Annotated in this window: 13 protein-coding genes and 1 pseudogene; 6 read left to right on the forward strand and 8 right to left on the reverse strand. The window is 65.8% G+C overall.

What is annotated here, in order from left to right; all coding sequences use genetic code 11:
• Positions 1 to 121: 121 nt before the first annotated feature.
• From RS027_RS13505 to RS027_RS05720, 3 genes and pseudogenes are all read left to right on the forward strand, one after another.
• Positions 122 to 274, forward strand: a pseudogene (locus RS027_RS13505) (IS3-like element ISPsy37 family transposase); the annotation flags it as partial.
• Between the two features lie 179 nt (positions 275 to 453).
• On the forward strand, positions 454 to 1,161 hold the full coding sequence (locus RS027_RS05715) for a DUF3581 family protein (RefSeq protein ID WP_311954959.1): 708 nt from the start codon (positions 454 to 456) through the stop codon (positions 1,159 to 1,161).
• 131 nt (positions 1,162 to 1,292) lie between these two features.
• The gene (locus tag RS027_RS05720; protein WP_311954960.1) at positions 1,293 to 2,720 is read left to right on the forward strand and encodes an aspartate ammonia-lyase; all 1,428 of its coding nucleotides are present in this window, start codon (positions 1,293 to 1,295) and stop codon (positions 2,718 to 2,720) included.
• A gap of 9 nt (positions 2,721 to 2,729) precedes the next feature.
• Here RS027_RS05720 and RS027_RS05725 read toward each other — a convergent pair whose 3' ends face one another.
• The gene (locus RS027_RS05725; protein ID WP_311954961.1) at positions 2,730 to 3,203 is read right to left on the reverse strand and encodes a methylated-DNA--[protein]-cysteine S-methyltransferase; all 474 of its coding nucleotides are present in this window, start codon (positions 3,201 to 3,203) and stop codon (positions 2,730 to 2,732) included.
• A gap of 134 nt (positions 3,204 to 3,337) precedes the next feature.
• Here RS027_RS05725 and RS027_RS05730 point away from each other — a divergent pair, with 134 nt between their 5' ends.
• Complete coding sequence (locus tag RS027_RS05730) at positions 3,338 to 4,522, forward strand: zinc-binding dehydrogenase (protein ID WP_311954962.1); 1,185 nt, start codon at positions 3,338 to 3,340, stop codon at positions 4,520 to 4,522.
• On the forward strand, positions 4,519 to 5,577 hold the full coding sequence (locus RS027_RS05735; RefSeq protein WP_311954963.1) for a proline racemase family protein: 1,059 nt from the start codon (positions 4,519 to 4,521) through the stop codon (positions 5,575 to 5,577). The genes RS027_RS05730 and RS027_RS05735 overlap by 4 nt, the downstream gene beginning before the upstream one ends.
• A gap of 20 nt (positions 5,578 to 5,597) precedes the next feature.
• On the opposite strand, the gene arfB is transcribed toward RS027_RS05735, so the two are convergent.
• Positions 5,598 to 6,011 (reverse strand): alternative ribosome rescue aminoacyl-tRNA hydrolase ArfB, encoded by a 414-nt coding sequence (arfB, locus tag RS027_RS05740; protein WP_311954964.1) that lies wholly within the window; start codon positions 6,009 to 6,011, stop codon positions 5,598 to 5,600.
• Between the two features lie 144 nt (positions 6,012 to 6,155).
• Between arfB and RS027_RS05745 the strand changes: the two genes are divergently transcribed.
• Positions 6,156 to 6,785 (forward strand): SDR family oxidoreductase, encoded by a 630-nt coding sequence (locus tag RS027_RS05745; protein WP_311954965.1) that lies wholly within the window; start codon positions 6,156 to 6,158, stop codon positions 6,783 to 6,785.
• Here the strand turns inward: RS027_RS05745 and RS027_RS05750 are convergent, their stop codons facing one another.
• The 6 genes from RS027_RS05750 to recC form a co-directional block, all read right to left on the reverse strand.
• Positions 6,786 to 7,559, reverse strand: coding sequence for a DUF1499 domain-containing protein (locus tag RS027_RS05750; RefSeq protein WP_311954966.1), 774 nt, complete (start codon positions 7,557 to 7,559; stop codon positions 6,786 to 6,788).
• A 117-nt stretch (positions 7,560 to 7,676) separates the two neighbouring features.
• Complete coding sequence (locus RS027_RS05755; protein WP_311954967.1) at positions 7,677 to 8,654, reverse strand: bile acid:sodium symporter family protein; 978 nt, start codon at positions 8,652 to 8,654, stop codon at positions 7,677 to 7,679.
• A 42-nt stretch (positions 8,655 to 8,696) separates the two neighbouring features.
• The gene (locus RS027_RS05760; RefSeq protein ID WP_311954968.1) at positions 8,697 to 9,374 is read right to left on the reverse strand and encodes a FadR/GntR family transcriptional regulator; all 678 of its coding nucleotides are present in this window, start codon (positions 9,372 to 9,374) and stop codon (positions 8,697 to 8,699) included.
• A 275-nt stretch (positions 9,375 to 9,649) separates the two neighbouring features.
• Complete coding sequence (gene recD / locus RS027_RS05765) at positions 9,650 to 11,749, reverse strand: exodeoxyribonuclease V subunit alpha (RefSeq protein WP_311954969.1); 2,100 nt, start codon at positions 11,747 to 11,749, stop codon at positions 9,650 to 9,652.
• On the reverse strand, positions 11,749 to 15,471 hold the full coding sequence (gene recB / locus RS027_RS05770; protein WP_311954970.1) for an exodeoxyribonuclease V subunit beta: 3,723 nt from the start codon (positions 15,469 to 15,471) through the stop codon (positions 11,749 to 11,751). The genes recD and recB overlap by 1 nt, the downstream gene beginning before the upstream one ends.
• Positions 15,468 to 19,076: an exodeoxyribonuclease V subunit gamma gene (recC, locus tag RS027_RS05775; protein ID WP_311954971.1), complete on the reverse strand. Its 3,609-nt coding sequence runs from the start codon at positions 19,074 to 19,076 to the stop codon at positions 15,468 to 15,470. The genes recB and recC overlap by 4 nt, the downstream gene beginning before the upstream one ends.
• Between the last annotated feature and the right edge of the window lie 128 nt (positions 19,077 to 19,204).

Here is a 19,204-nt window from a genome sequence, read left to right on the forward strand (position 1 = left end):
TCAGAAAATCAAGAAGTTCCGGCGGTTATCTACACGCTATGAGCGACTGGCAAGAAACTACCAGTCACTCCTCTGCCTCGTGTCAGCCGCCATATGGCTGGCCTAATTGTTAACGCCCCCTAGCGATGCCCATCGCGCCTTGCTGGCCCAGTATCACTTGCGGCCCAGCATGAGCCGAAAAGGGAACTGCTGGGACAATGCGGTCATGGAGCGCTTCTTCCTGAACCTGAAAATGGAGCGCGTCTGGCGGCGTGACTACGCCAACCATGCTGACAGGCTCCGCGGGTGCTTTCTGGCTTGTATGGCTACTTTAATACGCTTGCTGAGCGCCCGAAAGTCAGACCCCACCTAACCTGAAAGCCAAATTTTATGCGCCAGTCGGCCATTTTATGGCATGATGCGCGACGTTCAAGACGGGCTTTCAACAACATCGCTAGGCAGGCAGTTAACGCCATGTTCAAGGATTTTTACTCGCAGCGCGGCGATGCCGTGATCATCTCCGCCGAGCAGGCCAGCCGCTTCGCCAAGGGCGTGGCCGGTGACTACAACCCGATTCATAACCCCGATGCGCGGCGTTTCTGCGTGCCCGGTGACCTGCTGTTTGCTCTGGTGCTCGAGCGCTTCGGGCTGTCCCAGCACATGGAGTTTTATTTTCTGAGCATGGTTGGCGCGGATACGCCGCTCACGTTCCGCCAGGCGGCCAGCGGCGACATCCACGTGACCGACGAAGCCGGCAAGTGCTATCTGGAAGTGGTCCGCAGCGGTGAGACGACGTTCGACGGTACCGCCGTGGATGCCTTTACCCGCTGCTACGTGGCGTTTTCGGGGAAAAACTTCCCGCATTATTTAAAGCCGCTGATGGAAGCCCATGGCGTGATGTTCAACCCCAAGCGCCCGCTGGTGATTTACCACAGCATGAGCTTTACCCTCGAGCGGCTTGACGGCTTCGCGCCGGACCTGGCGCTTTCTCGCTCCTCGCTTGAGGTGCAGGGCAAACGCGCCGATGCGCTGCTCGATTTCACCATCGAGTCCGCCGGTAAGTCGGTTGGCGTGGGGTCAAAAAAGCTGGTGGTAAGCGGCCTGTGCGAGTACGACGCCGGCGAGATGGACGCCATTGTGAACGAGTTCTATCGGCTCAAGGCAGCGTGGGAGACGGCATAGCGTCTTCCAGCCATTATGCGCTATGTGAATACCCTATAAGTTAAATGGCTATCTAAGCTAACGATGTGCTAGGGTTTCTGCCTTGCTTTTCCACCTGTGAACGTAACGGTAAACAACAATAGCCCTTGATTATGACGACATCTGATAGCTTTCCTGTAACAAATGGCGCCACTCGAGAAGAGAAGGATCTGCTGGGCCGCCTGAACGTGCCCGCCGATGCCTATTACGGTATTCAGACCCTGCGCGCGGTGAATAACTTCCACCTGAGCGGCGTGCCGCTGTCGCACCATCCCCAGCTGATTGTGTCGCTGGCCATGGTCAAGCAGGCGGCCGCGGACGCCAACCACCATCTGGGCCAGCTGGAAACCAAGCGCTTCGAGGCCATTGAGCACGCCTGCCAGCGTCTCATCGACGGCGAGCGCCACGACCAGTTCGTGGTGGACATGATCCAGGGCGGCGCCGGCACCTCGACCAACATGAACGCCAACGAAGTCATTGCCAACCTGGGGCTGGAGTATCTGGGGCACGCCAAGGGCGACTACCAGCATTTGCATCCCAACAACGATATCAACATGGCGCAGTCGACCAACGACGCTTACCCCACGGCGATTCGCCTGGGGCTGCTGCTGGGCCATGACGACCTGCTGGAAAGCCTGTTGCGCCTGTGCGAGTCGTTCTCGCGCAAGGGCGACGAGTTTGCCGATATCCTCAAGATGGGGCGCACCCAGCTTCAGGACGCGGTGCCCATGACCCTGGGCCAGGAGTTTCAGGCCTTCGCCACGACCCTGGGCGAAGATCACGGGCTTTTGGCAAGGCGCGTGCCGGAGCTGCTGCGCGAAGTCAACCTCGGCGGCACGGCTATCGGTACCGGTATCAATACCGACGCCCGCTACCAGAAACTTGCGGTGGAGCGCCTAGCGGCCATCAGCGAACACGAGCTGTCCCCGGCCCACGACCTCATTGAAGCGACCTCGGACATGGGCGACTTCGTCATGTTCTCGGGCATGCTCAAGCGCCTGGCGGTCAAGCTCTCAAAGATCTGTAACGACCTGCGCCTGCTCTCCAGCGGGCCGCGCACCGGGTTTAACGAGATCAACCTGCCGGCACGCCAGCCGGGCAGCTCGATCATGCCCGGCAAGGTAAACCCGGTGATCCCCGAAGCCGTTAACCAGGTGGCGTTCGAGGTCATCGGCAACGATCTGTCGCTGAGCCTGGCGGCGGAGGGCGGCCAGCTCCAGCTCAACGTCATGGAGCCGTTGATCGTCTACAAGATCTTCGACTCGATTCGTCTGCTGACCCGGGCCATGGACATGCTGCGCGAGCTGTGTGTCGACGACATCACGGCCAACGAGGCCCACTGCCGCCAGCTGGTTGAGCGCTCCATTGGCCTGGTGACAGCGCTCAATCCGTACATCGGCTACGATGACGCGACCCGCATTGCGCAAAAGGCGCTGGCAACCGGCCGCGGCGTGCTTGAGCTGGTGCAGGAAGAAAACCTGCTGGACCATGAGACTCTGGCCGAGGCCCTGCGCCCGGAAAACATGGTCATGCCGCGCTAACCCCAGCTGTTAGTTCGGGGCGTGGCGGGCCTCGTGGGCAAGCAGCCACTCCTTGCGCGCAAGTCCGCCCGAATAGCCGGTCAGCCGGCCGTCGGCGCCCACCACCCGATGGCAGGGCACCACAATGGCCAGCGGATTCTTGCCGTTGGCCGTGCCCACCGCCCGGGATGCGGTGGGCTTGCCAAGCGCTGCGGCAAGCTCGCCGTAATTCCGCGTTTCGCCGTAGGGAATCTCCCTCAGCGCCTGCCACACCGCCTGTTGAAACGCCGTGCCTTCCGCGGCCAGCGGCAGATCAAACGCCGTGCGCGTGCCGGCAAAGTATTCCGCCAGCTGCGCCTTGCAGCGCTCGAGCACCGGGTGTTCACGCCTGGTGCCCAGAAGCCCTCGAGAAAAATCCACCGCGGTAAGCCCGTCGTCGCTTGCGGTCAGGGTCAGCCTTCCTAGCGGCGAATCCGCCGGCGGTTCGAAATAGTCCAGATACATGCCCCGGCTCTCCCGGCTTTAGCCAAAAAATAACGTTGTTATCATGATAGTCGCGCTGCCTTGGTAACGGTCATCCGTCGCGGATGGCCGTCAGTATAGCGGCTGCTATCCACGTCCTGCCAAAGGAGTTTGCCATGCATCGTTCCGCCATGCCTAACCCTCTGCCCGAGGCCATGTCCGCGATGTCCCTGCGCGGACACGGCGGCGTGGACAAGCTGGAGTACCGTCACGACGTGCCGGTGCCGTCTCCCGGGCCGGGCGAAGTGCTGGTTCAGGTGACGGCGACGGCCAAGAACAACACCGACCGCAAGGCTCGGGAAGGGCTATATCCTACCGAGGACAAGGCCGACGTGACCTCCTTTGCCATGGGCGGCGAGGCCACGTTCACTTTCCCGCGGATTCAGGGGGCCGACGTGGCCGGGCGTATCGCCGCCGTGGGCGAGGGCGTGGACGCGTCGCGCATCGGCGAGCGCGGCCTGCTGGACTTCAACCTGTATCCGGATGCGCGCCGTCACATCAACCTGACCCCGGACTACTACGGCCACGGCGCCGACGGCGGCTTTGCCGAATACGTGGCCGTGCCCGCCGACCAGTTTCACGTCGTGGACAACCCCGAGCTTGCCGACGCGGAGCTTGCCGCGCTGGGCATGTGCTCCTACCAGACCGCCTACCACATGCTGACCTCGGCCGACGTCAAGGCCGGCGAGCGGGTGCTGGTCACCGGCGCCAGCGGTGGGGTGGGCACCGCGCTGATTCAGCTGTGCCGTATCCTGGGTGCCGTGCCCTACGCGGTGAGCACGCCGGCCAAGGCGGAGGCGCTCGAGGCGCTCGGCGCCGAGGCGGTTATCGACCGTCGCGACCTGCCCACTTTTGTCGAGCGGGTGCTCAAGGCTACCGGCGGCGCGCCCGTTGACGCGGTGATGGACCTGGTGGGCGGCGAGATGACCACGCGCTTCATCGACACAATGATTCAGGATATGACGTGCCGGGAGACCTATCCGCGGCTGTCCATTGCCGGGGCCAGCGGGGGTAACGTCAGCGAAATCCTGTGGACGCGGATCTACCTCTATCAGGTACGCATTGCCGGGGTGTCGCACGGCACCCGGGCCGAGGCCGAGCAGCTTATCGAATGGATTCGCGATGGGCAGCTCAAGCCCGTGCTCCACGGTGCCTTTCGGCTTTCTGCGCTGCACGAGGCCGAGCGCTATTTCGTCAATCGCGGCAGCGGCTATCTGGGCAAAATCGTCATCGTGCCCGACAGCCAGTGGGAGGCCCACGGCGCGCCGTTTGCCCTGGGTCAGGAGGAGAGTGATTCATGAATGCGCCCCACCAGCTGCAGCTGATGGATACCCACGCCGGGGGCGACGTCAGCCGTATCGTCACCGGCGGTATCGACCTTCTGCCCGGCGCCAGCGTGCGCGAGCAGATGGAATATCTGCGCGACAGCGCCGACGGCCTGCGCGAGCTTTTGCTGGCCGAGCCCTACGGCATTCCCGAAATGTCGGTGGACCTGCTAGTGCCGGCCACGGATCCGGCAGCGGCCGCCGGCTACATCATCATGGAGGTCATGGGCTACCCGATCTACTCCGGCTCCAACACCCTGTGCACCGCCACGGCGGTGATGGAAGCCGGCATCGTGCCCAAAAAGGAGGGGCTTTCCCGGTTCAAGCTGGAATCCCCGGCGGGGCTGGTGCAGATCGAGGCCCGAGTGCACAACGGCGTCGTCGAATCGGTGACCTGCGAAGGCCTGCCCAGCTACATCGACACCTACCGGGCGAGCGTCAACGTGCCCGGACTGCGGGAGGTCACCTATACGGTGGCCTACAGCGGCGGCTTTTACGCCCTGGTCGACGCGGCGTCCCTGGGCTTCAGCCTGGTGCGCGACGAAGAGCGCGAGCTTGCCGACTGCGCCGCCAAAATCGTTGAGGCCATCCAGGCCGAGCGGGGCTTTTCCCACTACACTCTGGGCGACGTGGGGCCGCTGCCGTTTCTGCATTTCATGGGCCCGGAAGAGCACGTAGCCGAGGGGTATTATCGTTCCCGCTCGGCGACCTACGTACATCCCGGAGTGATCTGCCGCAGCACCACCGGCACCGGTACTTCCGCTCGGCTGGCGCTGATGCACTACGAAGGCAGGCTCCGGGCCGGCGACCGGCTGGAAACCATTTCCCTGCGCGAAACCGGCTTTATCGGCACCGTTACCGGCATCCGCCGGGAAGGGCAGCTCGACGTGGTGGATAACACCGTGACCGGGCGTAGCTACGTGCTGGCGCACTCGGATGTGGTGATTAACTGCGACGACCCGCTGGTAGAGTGCGCCGGGCTGCACCATATCCTCAGCGATCGCCAGGCCTCTCTGCCGGGTAAGCCCTAACAAGCCTAAGCAGTCGGTGATTACGGCTTGACCCTGCCGCGAAGCGCCTTGGTCTGGCCCCGGCGGGTTTTGTTGTCCAGCCGCTTGCGCTTGGCGCGGCGGCTGGGACGCGTCGGGCGGCGGACTTTTTGCTGGGCCGTGGCGCTTTTGATCAGCGCTTTCAGCCGCGCCAGGGCGTCTTCCTTGTTCAGCTCCAGGGTGCGGTGCTTTTGTGCCTTGATCACGATCACGCCGTCCCGGGTGATACGCTGGTCGGAAAGCGCCAGCAGCCGCTCCTTGTAAAAGGGCGGCAGCGTCGAGCGTTGGATATCAAAGCGCAGGTGCACGGCGGACGCCACCTTGTTGACGTTCTGCCCGCCGGGCCCCTGGGCGCGGACCTGCTCAATCTGAATTTCCCAGTCAGCAATGGAAACGTTGTTGGATATTCGCAGCATGGCACCTCCCGATAGGATGCTGGGCTATACGGTAGCAGGTTGCCGCGAGTCCGTCCGGTTGAAACTCGCGCCGGTCAGCCGCACCTTGGGTCAGTGGCAGCGGCTGTTGGAGGCCGCACGCCGGACCATGCCACAGGAGGCAATATGACAACACTGGTAATCGGGGCCAACGGCCAGATCGGCAAGCAGTTTTGTGAACGCGCCCGTGAGGCCGGCGAGCCGGTCCGGGCGATGATTCGTCATGAAGACCAGGCCGACTGGTTCGCCAGGCGCGGCATCGAAACGGTGGTGGCCGACCTGGAAGACGACTTTGTCCACGCCTTTGACGGCTGCGACCAGGCGATATTCACCGCCGGCTCGGGCCCGCATACCGGACCGGAAAAGACGCTGCTGATTGACCTGTACGGGGCCATTCGCGCGGTGGACATCGCCGTGGAAAAGGGCCTTGAACGCTTTGTCATGGTCAGCGCCATGCGCGCCGAAGACCCTATGAGCGCGCCGGAAAAGCTCCGTCCGTACATGGCGGCCAAGTTTGCCGCCGACGCCCACCTGCGCCAAAGCGCGCTGCCCTACGTGATTCTCAAGCCCGGCCGGCTGACCGATGAGCCGGCAAGCGAGCGATTTGCCGCCGACGTCGACGAAGCCGGCGACAACCGGATTTCCCGGGACAACGTCGCGCTTTCGCTGCTTTATGCCGTCCAGCAGACGGGGCTTGCCAACGCCGAGTTTACTCTGCTGGACGGTGAGCGCGACCTGGCCGACGTCATGGCCTGATTACTCGCCGGCCACCCGGGCCTCGAGCGATTCGAGAAAGGCGTGTACGCGCGCGGCGTTGGTGCCCACGTCGCTTTTGCCCAGCCGCGAGGCCGAGCGCATGTCGACCCGGGTCATATCGTCCTCTTCGCTCAGACGTACTACTACGTCATCCTTGAAGCCGAACCAGCGCGTGGTGGCCGTGGCCTCGATGCGCTGAGCGCCGACGTCGGCTATCTGCCAGCCGGCGTCCTGCATTTCTGCCTGGGTGGCGGCCAGCACCGTCTTGAGCGGCGCGTCGAGCATCAGCGGCTCGACCTCGGGGTAGGCGGCGCGCTGCTGCTCGGCGGTGCTCTCGCCGGGATAGTCTACCTCGTTGGGTGCCTCTTCCCGGGCGTTGGCGACCGCCTCGAACGCCGGCGGGTTATCCATGTCGGTGGTAATGTCGTGAATTGCCGGTACCGCCTGGGCGCGCTGCCAGTGCTGCCAGGGCACGTACAGCAGTGCCACAGCGGCGACCATGACCAGCACCGCGGTAAAGCCCGAACCGAAGCGGCGCTTGAGCGCGGCGGCAAACAACGTGATAAGCCCCAGCGCCGCGGCGGCAATGGCTGCGTAGGTGGCGTAGCGCAGCAGGCTGAACGCCCCACCCAGCGCCAGGAGCTCCATGCGGTAGGCCGGGCCCGCCGCGGCGATGAACACCGCGGCAATCAGCAGCAGAATAACGCTTGCCCAGGCCAGCCGGCGCGGCCAGCGGCTTTTGGCAGGGCGGTTGATAATCGGTTGGTGGGCCATAGTGACTCCCGGTCATCAGGTGAACGTTTGTATAGTGCCGTTTGCAGCTGTGTATAGCTTGGCATCTGGCTGCCGGAATTGCACGTGTGAACGGGCTATGTTGTTGGTCTGACACACCTATTCGTGGGCACCCGCCGCCTGAATGCGGCCCTCGTAGCGGCGGGCGAGAAAGGCGCCGACCAGAATCTGGATCTGGTTGTAGCACATGATCGGCAGCACGATCATGCCAAACCCCGGATTGCCGGCGAACAGAACCTTGGCCATGGGCAACCCCGAAGCGAGACTTTTCTTCGAGCCGCAGAACACCACTGCGGCCTCGTCGGCCAGGGTGAAGCCAAAGCGCCGGGAGGCCACCTGGGCGATGAGAATCACCACCGTCAGCAGCAGCCCGCACAGCGCGATGGCGGCAAAGATCGCCAGCAGCGGCAGCTTCTGCCACAGCCCGTCGGCCACGGACTGGGAAAACGCGGTGTAGACGATGAGCAGGATCACGCCTTGGTCATAGCGGCCGGTCAGTGACTTGTGGCGGTTGAGAAACCTGCCGATCAGCGGGCGCACGGCCTGGCCGGCGGCGAAGGGGAGCAAAAGCTGCAAAAAGATATCGCGTAGCGCCTCGCCCACGGCAAAGCTCCCGCCGGAAGAGCTCACCAACAGAATCAGCAAAAACGGCGTGAGCATCATGCCGAACACGTTGGACGCCGCCGCGCTGCAGATGGCGGCGGGCACGTTGCCCCGGGCCATGGCGGTAAAGGCAATGGACGACGATACCGCCGAGGGCAGCACGCCCAGGTACAGAAAGCCTACCGCCAGGTCGTTGGGGATCAGGGCAGGTGCCAGCAGGGTCGTCGGCACCACCAGCAGCGGGAAGACGATAAACGTAAGCGAAGCGATGACCAGGTGCAGCCGCCAGTGCATGGCGCCGTTGAGCACTTCATCGCGCGAGAGCGCCGCGCCGTGGAGAAAGAACAGCATGGCCACGGCAAACACGCCGGCGTGGTCCAGCCAGCCGTCAAGCGGCGGCCGGGCGGGGAAAAATGAGGCGACGGCGATGGTGGCAAGCAATACGAGCGTAAAGGGATCAAGACGGGCGCGCATGAGGGCTCCTAGTGTCGGGCAGTGTCGCATTGGCTGGATGGCTTAGGAGGCTTCGGTCAGGGCGCCGAGGCTGGGGGCGAGCATGGCCCGGGCAATATGTTCGGCGTCGTCGGTATGGCCGGCCTCGATGGCCTTGAGCAGGGCAACGTGCTCGGCGTGGCCGGGCTCGGGTAGATGGCGGTTGCGCTCGGTCTGCTCGATGGTGTGCGCAACGGAGCAGGCAAAGTATTCGTACAGCGTGGCGAGGGCTTCGTTGTGCGCGGCCTGGACCACGGCCAGGTGAAAGCGCTGGTCGTGCTCAATGCGCGCGTCGATATCCTCGCCGGCGGCTTCCCGGGCGTTAAGCGCCTCGCGCATAGCGGCCACGTCGGCGTCGCTTCGGCGCAGGGCGGCCAGGCGGGCGGCGTCGCTTTCCAGCGTCTGGCGGACTTCAAGCTGGTCGCGCAGGCGGGCGCGCTCGACCTCGCGCAGGGTATCGCCGGCGCCGCGCAGCGCGCGCACAAAGGTGCCGGCGCCCTGGCGGGTTTCCAGCACGCCGGTGTGGCACAGCACTCGCACCGCTTCGCGCACGGTGTTGCGGCTGACGGCAAAATCCTCAGCCAGGCTGGCCTCCACCGGCAGGCGTTCGCCCACCGCCCAGCGGCCCTGCTCAAGCGCCGTTTTGAGGTTGGCAATCACTTCATCTACCAGCGAAGGCCGATGGCGGCGAGAATGGGCCATAGCGAACACCTTATTCATGGGATGATTGGTCATCCTATGATTTTTGGCCGACAAAGCCAAGCGAATAGGCATAGCTCGCGTTGAGTGTCAGATACGGCGGAGCGGGGATAAGATTCTGAGGGGGTTCTACGCCAGGGCCGGAGCAAAGCTCCATGCAGTTCCGGCATTTCCGCCATCCTTGGCGGTCAGATGGCGTAGGTAGCGTCCAGGGAGGGATTTACAGCGCCCCCTCAGAATCTTGTCGACGGCTCCGCTACTCTGCGGGCCCGAGTCGTTTAGCCCGCTTCGCCAATGCCGCTGGCGCGGAGCACCTGCCGGCCTACCGCCTCATCGAGAATGCCTTCGCGGGCTTCGATCAGGGTGAGCCAGCTTCGGGCGCGGGTCAGGCCGGTATAGACCAGCTCCCGGGTGAGCACCGGGCTCATGCGGCTGGGCAGCAGCAGGGCGGCGTGGCGAAACTCCGAGCCCTGGGACTTGTGCACCGTCATGGCAAACACGGTCTCGATGGCGTCCAGCCGTGACGGCAGCACCCAGCGCACGGGGCGGTTCGGGTCGCCGGTGGGAAACGCCACCCGCAGCCGCGCTTCGCCGGCTTCGATCACCTCAAGTGCTACGCCGATATCGCCGTTCATCAGCGCAAGCCCGTAATCGTTTTGGGTGACCAGCACCGGCCGGCCGGCAAACCAGCCGTGTTCCAGCGCGGCGTCGCTCGCTTTGATCAGCCCGGCCTGGCGCAGCGCTTTGCCCACCCGCAGGTTCAGCCCTTCGATGCCCCACACGCCCTTGCGCAGCGCGCACAGCAGCTGGAATTCGCCGTAGGCGTTAAGCACCGCTTCGGCCCAGGTGGCATAGGCGTCGGGGTTTTGCGCAAAGTCGACGCTTGGCTCGGGGCGCTGGTCGTGCATCACGCTTAAATAGTGGCGGTAGCCCGCCGGCCGCTCGGTATCCGCCCAGGCGTGCCCCGGGCCGCCGTTGAGCACCGTGTGCTTGAGGGCGGCGTCGCTTTCGCTTTCCAGCACCTGGTGGTGCAGGTCGGCGTAGCCGTCGCTTAGCACCTTGCGTACCGCGTTTTTATCCGCGCCGTTGACCGCACTTGCCAGCCGGCCGATGCCGCTTGCGGCGCCAAAGCGGTAGCTTTCTCGCAGCATGGCGATGGCCTGATCCTGGGGCGTGCCGTTAGCGTCCAGGTAGGCGTCCGGCAGCGCCTCACCGGTGGTCTGTTCCAGCCACTCGGCGGTGCGCGGCGTGTAGTGGCCGGCGTCGGCGCGGCGGCACAGATCGCCCAGAATCGAGCCGGCTTCCACCGAGGCCAGCTGGTCTTTATCGCCCAGCAGTATCAGCCGGGCGTGGGCCGGCAGCGCGCCGAGCACGGCGGTGAGCATTTCGATATCCACCATGGAGGCTTCGTCGATCACCAGCACGTCAAGGTTCAAGGGGTTATCGGCGTGGTGGCGGAAGTGGCGGGTATCCGGCCGCGCGCCGAGCAGCCGGTGCAGCGTGGTCACCTCGGTCGGAATTGTCTCGCGAAGAGTTTTATCCAGCGGCAGGCCGTTGACCTGCTGGGCGATGGACTCGCCAAGCCGTGCGGCGGCCTTGCCGGTGGGCGCGGCCAGGCGGATGCCCAGCGGTTCGGCATCGCTTTCGGCCTGCTCGAGGGTTTGCAACAGCGCCAGCAGGCGCACCACGGTGGTGGTTTTGCCGGTGCCGGGGCCGCCGGTGATAATCGCAAAGGGGCTTTGGGCGGCCAGCGCGCAGGCGGCTTTCTGCCAGTTGAAGGTGTGTGACCTGGATTCGCCCTGGGGCTCGCCAAACAGCGTATCCAGGGTGGCTCGGGCAAGCGTCGCCTTGGGGCCGGGCTCGTCGGCCTCGGCCAGCGCCAGCCGCCGGTGGATGTGCGTTTGCAGGGTCTGTTCGTACTGCCAGTAGCGGCGCAGGTAAAGCCGCGTGTTGGCGCCGTTATCCACGCGCACCAGCGGCGAGCTGCCGGGGCCCTGGCCGACAAGCTCGGGGTGGGTAAGCGCCTCCCGCCACTGCTCCAGGGTCAGGCCGGCCAGCAGCTCGCCGGGCAGCGGCGGCGGGTCGCTCATGGCGTCGCCTTCCGGCGGCAGCGACAGCGCCAGGTTGGGCTCTTCAAGCGTGGCCGCCACATCCAGGCAGACGTGGCCGTGGCCCAGCTGGTGGCTGGCAAGGGCCGCACCCAGCAGCAGTAGCGGTGGGGCGTCGTCTACCTCGGCGTGGAAAAACCGCACCAGCGCGCGGTCGAGGTCGCGCAGCCAGCCGCGTGCTACCCAGCGTTCCAGCAGTGACAATAAGGCTTGGGTATCGCTCAGAGCCGGATGAGCGGCGGGTTGAGAAGCTGCGTGCTGTGGGCTCATTAGCTGGCCTCCTGGCGGGTAGCGTCGGGGGAAAATAGCGCGTCCAGGTCATTGACCAGCGCGGCCGTAGCAGGCTCGGCGTGAACGCCCCGGGCTTGAGTGCGGCTGCCGCGCAAAAATACCGTCATCGCCCCGCCCAGATGGTGCTCGGGGTTGTAGTCCGTCAGGCGCGCCTTGAGCAGGCGGTGCATGGCCAACAGGTACAGCGCCGACTGCACGTCGTAGCGCTTGTCGAGCACCGCGCGGCGCATGGCCTCGGCGCTGTAGGCGTCGTCATCGCGGCCCAGATAGTTGGACTTCCAGTCGAGCACGTAAAACCGCCCCCGATGGGCAAAGGCCAGGTCGATAAAGCCCTTGAGCATGCCGTTGAGGGTGTCGCGCTCAAGCGCCGGGCGGGCAATGCCGGGCATCAGGTGGGCGCAGACGATGCGGTCAAGCTCGCGGGTGTCTACACGGCCGGCGCTGAACCAGAACTCCAGCTCCACCTGATAGTCGCCAAGCTCGGTAAGCGTGACCCAATCGGGCGGCGTCTCCGGCACGGCGGGCAGCGGCAGAGGAGCGGCGGCAAGCTCGCCCAGCCAGCTGCCCAGCACCTCGTGCCAGGACTGCCAGCCGCGCAGCTGCAGGCGGCGGCGCAGGGTGTCGTCAAGCGCTTCGGCGTCATTGAGCGCTTTGGCAAAGCCTTCGCGGCCGGCCCATTCCAGCAGGCCGTGCAAAAAGGTGCCCGGCCCCGGGCCGCGGGGGAAGCGGTGCAGGTGGGCGGCCGAGTCGCTTGTGGTGTCAACGTCTCTTGGCTCGTCGATTACCTCAAGGGCGGTGGCGTCCTGGGCGGTGGCCGGCTCCGCGGCGGCGGGGGATAGGTCCGCCGGCCGGGTCAGCGCGCCGGAAAGCGTAAGCGCCGAGTAGCTGGCGATCCACCAGTGCTCCTTGGCGCGGCGTTTGGGGGTGCGTGCCGGTGCCAGCTCGGCGGCCTCAAGCGGCGGGGTAAAGCGCTCGTCGCTGGCCTCGGGGGCGGGCTCAAGGGCTATTTCGCTGCCTTCTACCAGCGCTTCCAGCGCGCCGTTGTCGATGGACTGGCCGCCCAGCAGATGGCCCACGGCGGACTTGTCCATGTCTTTCAGCGGAGCAAGCCCCAGCCACACGGCGTGGCTGGCCCGGGTGAGTGCGACGTAGAGCTTGCGCATGTCTTCGCCCAGGCGCTCGCGGTCCACGGCGTCAACCACGGCGTCGTCGGCAACAAGGCTAATGCGCAGCGTGCCGTTGTTATCGTGCCAGCGCAGCGGCGAGTCGCTGTCCTTGGTGGGCCGGTGGTTGGCGATAAACGGCAGAAACACCAGCGGGTACTCAAGCCCCTTGGACTTGTGAATGGTTACCACCTTGACCAGATCGGCGTCGCTTTCCAGCCGCAGCCGGTGGCTGTCGCCGTAGCCGTCGGGGTCGGCGATGGCCTCATCGAGAAAGCGCAGCAGGGCGTGCTCGCCGTCGAGCTCCTGGCTTGCCGCCTGCAATAGCTCGCCCAGATGGAGAAGGTCGGTCAGCTCGCGCTCGCCGCGGCTTTCCGCGCCGCTTTGCCCCAATAGCCGCGCGGGCACGGCAAAATCCACCATGATCCGGCGCAACAGCGGCAGCACGCCCTGGCGCTGCCAGAGGCGGTGGTAGTCGCTAAAGCGCTTGATCTCCGCTTCCCAGGCAAGCTCGTTGTGCTGTAGATGGTCCAGCCGGGCAAAGCTTAGCCCCAGCGCTCGGGTGGCCAGGGCGGCGCGCACCCGGGACTGCGCCTGGCGGGAGCTGGCCAGCGGTTCGCTGCAGGCGGCAAGCCACAAGGCTACCTGGGCGGCCACGGGCGAGCTGAATACCTTGTCCTGCTCCGAGAGATAAACGCTTTTGACCCCGCGGCGAGAAAGCTCGTTACGAATCAGCCCGGCCTCGGTGCCGTTATTGACCAGCACCGCCATGTCCGAGGGCCTGAGCGGGGTCAGCGCATCAGACTCATTCGCATCACCCTTTGCAAAGCCCGCCTGCCCGCGCTGGCCGGCGTTAAGCAGCCTGACCATGTGGCTGGCGCAGCTTTGGGCCACGGCGTTTTGGTAGGCGCCTTTGCCCAGCGGTTTGCCGTCGTCGCTATCCAGGCGCCAGAGCGTCATGGCGTCCACGGCGTCGCCGTCGAGGGTCAGCGTATCGTCGCGGCCCCGGGCGCTGACGGGCACAAACGGCAGCGGGTTGTGGTCGCCGTCGCGAAACATAAAGGCGCCGCTGGGGTTGGCGTCGGCGGGTTTGTCAGCGTAAGCAAAGCAGTGGTTGACCGCTGCAACCATGGCCTCGCTTGAGCGGAAGTTGGTGCCCAGGGTGACGTGACGGCCGGCGGTGTCTTCCCGGGCCTGCAGGTAGGTGAAGATATCTGCCCCGCGGAAGGCGTAGATCGCCTGCTTGGGGTCGCCGATGAGCATAATCGCGCGGTCGTCGGCATCAGTGGCAATGTCGTAAACGGCGTTGAAAATTCGGTACTGCACCGGGTCGGTGTCCTGAAACTCGTCGACCAGCGCCACGGGGAACTGGCGGCGAATCTGCTCGGCCAGCGCCTCGCGGTTGGGGCCGGCAAGGGCGCGGTCCAGGTGCGTGAGTAGATCGTTGGGGCCCATTTCGGCGCGGCGCTCCTGCTCGCGCTCAAGGCGTGCGCGGCACCAGTGTACGGCGTGGGCCAGCAGGTTGGCGCGGGGCTCGGGCAGCTTGGCAAGCGCGGCGGGCAGCGCCTCTACGGCGGCCCAGGCCTCGATAAAGGGCGGCTCGCCGTCTTTCCAGATGTCTCGCATGCCGCTCGGGGTCAAGCGCTTCCAGGCGGCGTCGGTGAGCGAAGGCCGGTCAACGGCTGGGTTTTCGGCCCATTCGCGCAGCGCCCCCAGCCATTTTTGCCGGCTGTCGCTGCGCAGCTTGCGCCCGTCGAAGGCCTTTTGTTGGGCGGCCTCTGCCAGCACCGGTTCGATCTCATCGAGCATGGCGGGCCAGGGGGCCTTGAGCTCGCCGAGCAGCCGAGTGCGCTCCTCTTGCGCCTGCTTGAGCGTATCCGGCGGCGGCGGGGCGTCGGGCAGCGCCTGGCTTTCGTTAAGCAGCGGGCGAACGGCGGCGTAGAGGGTTTCCGGCGAGCCCCAGTAGCCGCTGATCTGGCCCATGCTGTCGGCGTCAAGCGAATAGTAAAAGCAGCGCCAGTAGTCGCGCACCACCTCCAGCTCCAGCTCGCGCTGGTCGTGCTCCAGATCCAGAGAAAACAGGCTGCCGCTGTCGAAGGCGTGCTCGCGCAGCATGCGGTAGCACCAGCTGTGAATGGTGGATACCGCGGCCTCGTCCATCCACTCGGCGGCCAGCGCTAGCCGCCGCGCGCAGGCGGGCCAGTGGCTCTGGGGGTACTGGGCGCGCAGCGCCAGCAGCAGCGCGTCGTGAGTGCCCGCGTCAGCTTCGCCCGCAAACGCCTCGGAGGCTTCCACCAGCCGGCGGCGGATGCGCTCGCGCAGCTCCTGGGTGGCGGCGTTGGTAAACGTCATCACCAGTATTTCCGGCGGCGTCAGCGGGCGGGCAAAGGCGCTAGCATCGTCCGGATCGCGGCCGCCGAGCACCAGGCGCACGTAGAGCAGGGCGATGGTAAACGTCTTGCCGGTACCGGCGCTGGCTTCGATCAGGCGGCTGCCGCGCAGGGGTAGCGTTAGCGGGTCAAGAATAGCGGGGTTCATGGCGTATCTCCCTGATCGGCGCCGGGCGCTGTGTGCGTGACGAGCGTTTTGTGCTTAACGAGTTGATAGAGCGGGGCGTAAAGGGCACCGGCCAAATTGGCGAAGGTATGCCCCTGAGCGGTGGTCGCTGCGTCCAGCCGCGCAAAGTCCGGCCACTGATGAGCCAGGTATGCGCTTTGCGCTACCTCACCGGCGTGCTGGAAGCCGCCTTCGTAGGCGCTGCGGGCGGCTTCCTGAGGGTCTTTCTTGCCCTTTTTTTGCCGAGCGTCCAGCCAGGCAAAGGCACTTTGTGCCGCCAGCGGCAGCGGGGCGGTCAGGGCGTCCTGATGCAGGGTGATCAAAGTCTCCAGCAGCCGCTGGGCGTCGTCGGCGTTCAGCGGCTCCAGGCGTACGTCGCCGGCCTTGGATATCAGCAGGCTTGCCATGGGCGCAGACAGGTTGCCGGCCAGATGCGCCACCCAGTGGCGCAGCAGCGGCTCCCAGCGGTACTTGCCGTCCTTGACCAGGCTTGAGCTTGCCAGCACCAGCCGGCAGCGCTGCCCGTTTGTGGACTGGCGCAGCTCGTCCAGTCGGCCGTTGAGGGTGATGGTTGGCGTGGCGTCGTCACCGGCCAGGGTGTGCTGCACGGCCTCGCCGCCGTCAAGCGCCAGCGGCCATTCTTCCAGCGCTTCGGCGTACTTGTGAAACAGCGCCTCCATGGGCTCGGCCAGCGCCTCGCGCATGCGCTCGCCCATGGCGCCGTAGGCCAGTACTCCCTGGCCTGCAAAGCGTTCAAGGGTGGCGTCGAGGGCTTCGATACGCGATTCGCCGCTATCCACCGCGCGGCGCTGGGCGGCGATCAGCCGGTCCTGAAGCTGCCAGTTTTCCAGCCCGTTAAGGGTAAACGGCTCGACGTCGAGGTCGGCGGCGTCCTCCTGCTCGAAGTACACCCCCAGCCGCTCGTTGAAAAACGCCTTGGCCGGCTCGCGCAAAAAGCGCCCGAGCTGGGCAAGCGTAACCTCAACGGCGTTGTCGTCCGCTTTCTGGCTGAGCGGCGCGAGTTCGTCATGGCCATCGGCTTCGGCGTCGCTCGGGTCGTGGGCTTCGCGCCACTCGGCGGCGTAGGTAAACAGCTTGCTATTCGCCGGGCTGTGAAAATACGCACGGCTGAACGGCTGCAGCGGGTGCTCGGTGGTGAGCGCTTCAAGCAGCGGCGTGCCGTCCTGGGTCTGCCAGCCGTCGGCCAGGTGGTCGCGCAGCTGGCCAACCAGCACTGACGGGGGCAGCTCGGCGTTGTCGGTCTGGCTGCGGCCCATCCAGCTGATGTAGAGCTGGTCCCGGGCCGAGAGCAGCGCTTCCAGAAACAGGTAGCGGTCGTCTTCCCGCCGGGAGCGGTCGCCGGGGCGGTAGTCCTGACCCATCAGGTCAAAGTCCAGCGGCGGCTGGGTGCGCGGGTAGTCGCCGTCGTTCATGCCCAACAGGCAGACGCGGCGAAACGGAATCGCGCGCATGGGCATCAGCGTGGCGAAGTTCACCGCGCCGGCAAGAAAGCGCTGGGACAGGCTGTGCTCGTCGACCTGGGAGAGCCAGTGCTCGCGCACCATGGGCAGCGGCAGCTCGGCGTCGAGCCGGGCTTCCCGAGTGCTTTCATACAGCTGTTCCAGCCCCGCTTCCAGACGCGCGAGCAGGGCGGTTTCGCCGGCGTCTTCGGTGGTGAAGAACGTCTCCAGCAGCCCGCGCAGCCGAGCCACCCATTGTTCGGCGCTGGCCGGCTGGCAGAGCGTGTGCCAGGCGTCTTCGAGCTTTTCCAGCAGGTGGGCGAGCGGGCCGGCCACGGCGGCATCGAGCCCGCCGATGTCGTCGTAGGGCTCGATGCCCTGCCAGCGCTCGCCGCCGCCCACGGCGTAGCCCAGCAGCAGCCGGCGCAGGCCGAAGGCCCAGGTGTTGTGCTCAAGCCCGTCAGGCAGCTCCAGGCGCTCGCGCTGACGGGCGTTAAGCCCCCAGCGAATACCCGCGCCTTCGATCCAGCGGCCGATAACCGCAAGGTCGCGCTCGTCAATCCCGAAGCGCTGGCGTAAGGCCGGTACTTCCAGAAGCTCCAGCACGTCGCTGACCGACAGCCGCAGCTCCGGCAGGCGCAGCAGGGTTTCCAGCGCGATCATCAGCGGCTGGCGCTGGCGGCTGGCCTGGTCCGACAGGGTGTAGGGGATATGCCGGGCGTCGCTTTGGGGGTACTGGCCGAACACCGCCTGAACGTGCGGTGCGTACTGGTCGATATCCGGCACCATGACGATAATGTCCCGCGGGCGCAGGGTGGGGTCGGCGCTGAAGGCGGCGAGCAGCTGGTCGTGGAGGATTTCCACCTCGCGCTGGGTGCCGTGGGCAATATGAAACACCAGCGAGTCGTCCTGGGCGACGTCCACCGCCGGCCAGTCCTGGCGGGTTTCGGCCAGCGGGCGCAGCTCGCGAATGTCGTCCTGGAGCTGGTGGAGCAGGCGCGGCGCGACGGCGTCGGCAAACGGCTCGAAGATGTCGATGCGCAGCGATTGCTGCTCGAATAGCCCCTGGTAGTCGGCGGTATCGTCGTGCTCGTCGAGCAGGCGCAGGTAATCGCGGCCCTGCTTGCCCCAGGCGGCGAGCAGCGGCTGGGCGTGCAGGTGCAGCGCCTCGTCGGCGTCTCCGGTGCCCAGCACGTCAAGCTCGCCGGGCATGCCGGCCTTGCGCGTTTGGCGGTAGCGCGCGGCACGCAAAAGGTCCTTGTGTTCGATGATATCTGCCCAGTAGAACTGGCAGGGGTTGTGCACGCAAAGCACCACCTGGCAGCAGCGCGACAGTGCGGCCAGCGCCTCCAGAGTTTGCTGGGGCAGCGAAGAAATGCCGAAGATGATCAGCCGGCGGGGCAGGCCGGGCGGGCGCGTTTCCGGCGTTAGGCTCTCGGCGGCGGCGAGAAAGCGTCGGTGGACTTCGGCGCGGCTGCTGGCAAGCCCGCTTGCGCCCAGGCTTTGGGCCACGTCATCGCGCAGGGTGCGCCACAGGGCGGCCTGCCAGCGCTGGTTCTCGTCCAGCGGGCGTGCCTCGCCCCGGGCGGTAATCAGCACGTCCTCGCCCCGGGCCCAGGCGTCCAGCCAGTCGGCGCGGTAGACCTGATACTGGTCGAACAGATCCGCCAGCCGCTCGGCTAACTGGTAGTGCTTGCGCTGGTCGCGGTCGACGGCCAGAAAGCGCTGGAGCGGGGCGTAGGTTTCGTCTTCCACAAGCTCGGGCAATAGTCGCAGCAGTCGCCATACCAGCCGCGATTTATCAAAGGGTGAGGTTTCCGGCACGCCGGCGTGGTCGCCCGGGGCGTGCTCAAGCACGGTGCGGTAGGACTGCCATAAAAAGCGCGCGGGAAGGGTCACATCGAGAGCCGCCGCAATGCCCGCGCCGCCGTCGGCCGGGTCCGCCGCCAGCGCCAGCTTGAGCCACTGGCCGATGCCGTTGCTCTGTACCAGCAGGGTTTCGTTTTCCAGCGGCGCGAGCGGGTGGCGCTGCATCCATTCAATGGCAAGGCCGCGGAGGTCTTCCAGGCGGTTGGCGTGCACCGCCATAAAGCCCGGGGTAAGCGTTTGGGCGGATAAAAGCGGCATGGCGGCGATCCTTCACGGCGTGGGCAACAAACGGCTATGGTGCCATAAACGCAGGGTGCCATAGACATATGTATTGCGGGAGGCGCGCTGGCGCGCCAAGCTATAGCGCTGCGTGATAATGCAACGGG

This window comes from Halomonas garicola, assembly GCF_031935715.1.
Taxonomy (GTDB): Bacteria; Pseudomonadota; Gammaproteobacteria; order Pseudomonadales; family Halomonadaceae; genus Vreelandella; species Vreelandella garicola.

Excerpts from the sequence above, each read along its gene's own strand:
- RS027_RS05715 (WP_311954959.1), top strand. The coding sequence starts at position 454 with ATGTTCAAGGATTTTTACTCGCAGCGCGGCGATGCCGTGATCATCTCC.
- RS027_RS05720 (WP_311954960.1), top strand. The coding sequence starts at position 1,293 with ATGACGACATCTGATAGCTTTCCTGTAACAAATGGCGCCACTCGAGAA.
- RS027_RS05725 (WP_311954961.1), bottom strand. The coding sequence starts at position 3,203 with ATGTATCTGGACTATTTCGAACCGCCGGCGGATTCGCCGCTAGGAAGG.
- RS027_RS05730 (WP_311954962.1), top strand. The coding sequence starts at position 3,338 with ATGCATCGTTCCGCCATGCCTAACCCTCTGCCCGAGGCCATGTCCGCG.
- RS027_RS05735 (WP_311954963.1), top strand. The coding sequence starts at position 4,519 with ATGAATGCGCCCCACCAGCTGCAGCTGATGGATACCCACGCCGGGGGC.
- arfB (WP_311954964.1), bottom strand. The coding sequence starts at position 6,011 with ATGCTGCGAATATCCAACAACGTTTCCATTGCTGACTGGGAAATTCAG.
- RS027_RS05745 (WP_311954965.1), top strand. The coding sequence starts at position 6,156 with ATGACAACACTGGTAATCGGGGCCAACGGCCAGATCGGCAAGCAGTTT.
- RS027_RS05750 (WP_311954966.1), bottom strand. The coding sequence starts at position 7,559 with ATGGCCCACCAACCGATTATCAACCGCCCTGCCAAAAGCCGCTGGCCG.
- RS027_RS05755 (WP_311954967.1), bottom strand. The coding sequence starts at position 8,654 with ATGCGCGCCCGTCTTGATCCCTTTACGCTCGTATTGCTTGCCACCATC.
- RS027_RS05760 (WP_311954968.1), bottom strand. The coding sequence starts at position 9,374 with ATGGCCCATTCTCGCCGCCATCGGCCTTCGCTGGTAGATGAAGTGATT.
- recD (WP_311954969.1), bottom strand. The coding sequence starts at position 11,749 with ATGAGCCCACAGCACGCAGCTTCTCAACCCGCCGCTCATCCGGCTCTG.
- recB (WP_311954970.1), bottom strand. The coding sequence starts at position 15,471 with ATGAACCCCGCTATTCTTGACCCGCTAACGCTACCCCTGCGCGGCAGC.
- recC (WP_311954971.1), bottom strand. The coding sequence starts at position 19,076 with ATGCCGCTTTTATCCGCCCAAACGCTTACCCCGGGCTTTATGGCGGTG.